The organism is Dokdonella sp., assembly GCF_039926425.1.
GTDB lineage: Bacteria > Pseudomonadota > Gammaproteobacteria > Xanthomonadales > Rhodanobacteraceae > Dokdonella_A.
The window spans coordinates 1-4,284 of record NZ_JBDSWZ010000130.1 but is presented as its reverse complement, the minus strand read 5'-3'; the positions used below and the strand labels follow the sequence as shown (position 1 = coordinate 4,284).

Here is a 4,284-nt window from a genome sequence, read left to right as displayed (position 1 = left end):
CTGCCAATTCACCGGCGATCATCGAATCGAAATCGTTCAAGCTCTACCTCAACAGTTTCAACCGCGAGCGGCTGCAGGACGCTGCTGCGCTGCGCGCGCATCTGGTGCGTGATCTTTCGGCGGCGAGCGGGGCGGATGTGGGTGTGGTGCTGACAGTGCCGGAGCGCTTTGCGAATGCGTCGATCGGCGAACCCGACGGCGAATCGATCGACGCCCAGCCACTCGATTTCGACGACTATGGACCACCCGACGCGGACCTGCTCCGGCGATCCGACCAAGCGACCGACGTGTGCGAGAGTCTCGTCTCCAACCTGCTGAAATCCAATTGCCCGGTGACCGGCCAGCCCGACTGGGCCAGCGTACAGATCCGCTACGAGGGAGCGCGCATCGACCGTGCAGGCTTGTTGCGCTATCTCGTCTCCTTTCGGGAACACGCGGAATTCCACGAACACTGTGTCGAACGCATCTTCATCGACTTGATGCGCCGGTGTGCGCCCACCGCCCTCAGCGTCTACGCGCGCTATACACGGCGCGGCGGACTCGACATCAATCCGTGGCGCAGTACCCTCCCAGGCAATCCCGCCAATCTGCGCGGTGCACGCCAGTAGGGTCGTGGGCGCGTTGTCCCACTGAGCCCTCACGGCAGACGCTCACACGCTGTTAAGCGTGGGGGAGTGTATTGTGAACGCCTAACTGAACGGGAGTGCGGGGATGGCGAACGAGCCAAGCAAGCCGAATTTTTCAAACGTCCAATCGGGCGCTGGCACGACTGCGCCGCCTCCGCCGAAAGCAGATTTTGGCAACGTCGCCGCCGGTGTCGATTCGACCGCCAAGGTTGTTGCGCCGAAGACCTACACGGTTGCAAAGGGTGACAGCCTGTCGAAAATCTCCAAGCACCTCTACGGCAACGCCAATCGCTGGAAGGAAATCTTCGAGGCGAACCGCGACCAACTTGAAAACCCCGACCTGATCCAGCCGGGACAAATACTCAAGCTTCCCGCCGATGCGGGTCCCAACGCCTGAAATGACGGAGTCAACACGATGACGAAGCAACGCACCCAGCAATTCACCCTGATCGCCGCGATGGCCGGCGCGCTCGCATTGTCCGCGTGCGGAAAGAAGGAAGCTCCGGCACCGACGCCGCCGCCGGCCACGCCAATGGCTCCTGCCCCGGCTCCGGTCCCGGCGCCGATGGCTCCGGCTCCGGCGAAAGTGGAAGTGACGTCGGTCGACCTCGGCTCCGCAGTCGGTGCTGATCAGAAGGTCACCGCTCCGATGACCGAGTTTGGCGCCAAGGACACCATCTACGCGGCAGTTTCCACCTCCGGCACGGCGCCTAACGCTGCGCTCGCGGCCAAGTGGACCTACCAGGACGGCCAGACGGTGAACGAGTCCAGTCAGACGATTGCACCGACCGGCGCGTCGGTGACGACGTTCCACATCGCCAAGCCGGACGGCTGGCCGGTCGGAAACTACAAAGTTGAAATCATGCTCGACGGCAAGTCGGTGTCGACCAAGGATTTCAGCGTGAAGTGATTCACCTTTCAGGGTGATTTGGAAAAGGCGCGGAGCAATCCGCGCCTTTTCTTTTGGGCGCGTTCCGGTCGCCACAGAGTCCGCGCACCGCATCGGATTTTGCGGATCCCCGCGAACAGGAGACAATGGACGACCCGCGCCGGCCTGGCCTGTTCCGGACCACGGCGCCGCAATCTCCGGAGAACCGCATGACGCAATTCACCCCGACGCCACCTGCTGGCGGCGAGAAGATCACGATCGCCAACGGCATCCTGAGCGTGCCCGACCAGCCGATCATCCCGTTCATCGAGGGCGACGGCACCGGGCCGGACATCTGGCGGGCCACCGTCCGCGTGCTCGACGCGGCCATCGAGAAGTCCTATGGCGGCAAGCGCAAGATCCACTGGATGGAAGTGCTCGCCGGCGAAAAGGCGTTCAATGAAGTCGGCAACTGGCTGCCCGACGCCACCGTCGCCGCATGCCGTGAATACCTCGTGTCGATCAAAGGTCCGTTGACCACGCCGGTTGGCGGCGGCATCCGCTCGCTCAACGTCGCGCTGCGCCAGATGCTCGATCTCTACACCTGCCTGCGCCCGGTGCGCTGGTTCAAGGGCGTGCCCTCGCCGGTGAAGGATCCGTCCAAGGTCGAGATGACGATTTTCCGCGAGAACACCGAAGACATCTACGCCGGGATCGAATTCCAGGAAGGCACGGATGACGCGAAGAAATTCGCCGCGCTGGTGAAGGAGCATTTTCCCGACCGCTACAAGAAGATCCGCTTTCCCGATTCGTCGGGTTTCGGCATCAAGCCGGTGTCGCGCGAAGGCACCGAGCGCCTCGTGCGCGCGGCGCTGAAGTACGCGGTCGACAACGATCGTTCGTCGGTGACCCTGGTGCACAAGGGCAACATCATGAAGTTCACGGAGGGCGGCTTCCGCGACTGGGGCTACGCGACCGCGCAGCGCGAGTTCGGCGCAGTCGAACTCGACGGCGGTCCGTGGATGACCTTCAAGAATCCGAACACCGGCAAGACGATCACCGTCAAGGACGCGATTGCCGATGCATTCCTGCAGCAGATCCTGCTGCGCCCAGCCGACTACGACGTCGTCGCAACGCTCAACCTCAATGGCGATTATCTTTCCGACGCGCTTGCAGCCCAGGTCGGCGGCATCGGCATCGCACCCGGCGGCAACATCAACTACGTGACCGGTCACGCAGTGTTCGAAGCGACGCACGGCACCGCGCCGAAGTACGCCAACCTCGACAAGGTCAATCCAGGTTCGGAGATCCTCTCGGGCGAGATGATGCTGCGCTACATGGGCTGGACCGAAGCGGCGGACACGATCATTGCCGCAATGGACAAGGCGATCGGCCAGAAGCACGTAACCTACGATTTTGCGCGATTGATGGACGGCGCGACCGAGGTGAAGTGTTCGGAATTTGGCGACCGGATGATTGCGGCGATGTAAGGAAACCGCACACCCATTGAAACAAGGGCGCTTCGGCGCCCTTTTTTTCGGGTCCCGAGAGCCCTCTGAGCTCTGCGGCACGAACGCGCGCTAGACTCGGGCGCATGGCAATCCCTGCAACCAGCGGCATCGCATCCACGGGCATGCCCGCACGTGCCGCCGCGCTCATCGTCGACGCATTCCTCGACTACAACGAGCGCTTTGCCGATATCACCCGGCGCGCCAAGCGACACTTCGAGCGACGCGACTGGGCGCAGGCGCAGGCGGACACCGGTTTGCGCATCGATCTCTACGACGTGTGTGTTGCCGAGACGCTCGCGCGCCTCGAACTTCTTCTCGATGATCGTGTGCGATCGCGAACGCTGTGGAATTCGATCCGCGACGACTACGCGAAAGCCGTCGAGCCGCTGATTGATCGCGAGCTCACAAAAACCTTCTTCAACACGTTGTCGCGGCGGTTCTTCCGCACCCGCGGCGTCGATGAGCGCAGCGAGTTCATTGCGCTCGACTGCGAGCCGACCACCGGCATCGCTGCAACGATTGCGCTGGCGCGCTACGCGATCGACGGCGATCTCGCGTCCACCTGCGAACGCCTGCTGGCCGACTATCCATTCGCCAACGGACACGTCGACCGCAGTCGCTGCGCGCTCGGCATTGCCCGCGAGATCGCCGAGCAGGCGCTCGAGAGCGGCATGGTGCTTCGCGCGATCGAATTGTTGCCCACGTTGTTCTATCGCGAACGACGCGCGTACCTGGTCGGACGACTGGTCGACGAGGAAGGCAGCACGCCGATGGTGATCGCGTTGGTGAGTACACCGGCCGGCGTGCGCGCCGACGCGTTGCTGACCAATACCGACCAGGTGTCGATGCTGTTCGGCTATGCGCGCAATGCGTTTCTTGCGGATCTACCCACCGTGGGCGACACCGTCGTCTTTCTCGAGGAGTTGATGCCGCACAAGCCGGTCGGCGAGATTTACAGCGTGCTCGGTCGCCTGAAGCAGGGCAAGACCGAACGCTACCGCCACCTGTTCCGGCATCTCACGCAACATCCGCAGGAACGGCTGGTGCACGCCGATGGCGAGCGCGGCATGGTGATGGCGGTGTTCACGCCAAAGGACTACCCGATTGTCGTCAAGGTCATCCGCGACCGCTTCGCGTATCCGAAGGACATCGGGCGACGCCAGGTCGAGGAGAAATACCGACTGGTGTTCCGCTACGACCGGGTCGGTCGTCTGGTCGATGCCCAGGAATTTCGCGACCTGAGGTTCCCGCTCGCGCAGATCGACGCAGCGTTGCTGGA

5 protein-coding genes are annotated in these 4,284 nt (G+C 63.0%); all 5 read left to right on the top strand.

Annotated features, from left to right (window positions below; translation table 11 throughout):
• A partial coding sequence (locus tag ABIV12_RS08005) for an NADPH-dependent 7-cyano-7-deazaguanine reductase QueF (RefSeq protein ID WP_348058044.1) occupies window positions 1-608 on the top strand: 608 nt, incomplete at its 5' end.
• 103 nt (window positions 609-711) lie between these two features.
• Window positions 712-1,023 (top strand): LysM peptidoglycan-binding domain-containing protein, encoded by a 312-nt coding sequence (locus ABIV12_RS08000; RefSeq protein WP_348058042.1) that lies wholly within the window; start codon window positions 712-714, stop codon window positions 1,021-1,023.
• A gap of 18 nt (window positions 1,024-1,041) precedes the next feature.
• Window positions 1,042-1,536 carry a hypothetical protein gene (locus ABIV12_RS07995; protein ID WP_348058040.1) on the top strand — a complete coding sequence of 165 codons (495 nt, stop codon included), beginning with the start codon at window positions 1,042-1,044 and terminating at the stop codon, window positions 1,534-1,536.
• Between the two features lie 188 nt (window positions 1,537-1,724).
• Window positions 1,725-2,984: an NADP-dependent isocitrate dehydrogenase gene (icd, locus tag ABIV12_RS07990; RefSeq protein ID WP_348058038.1), complete on the top strand. Its 1,260-nt coding sequence runs from the start codon at window positions 1,725-1,727 to the stop codon at window positions 2,982-2,984.
• A 104-nt stretch (window positions 2,985-3,088) separates the two neighbouring features.
• A partial coding sequence (locus ABIV12_RS07985) for an isocitrate dehydrogenase kinase/phosphatase AceK regulatory subunit (RefSeq protein WP_348058032.1) occupies window positions 3,089-4,284 on the top strand: 1,196 nt, incomplete at its 3' end.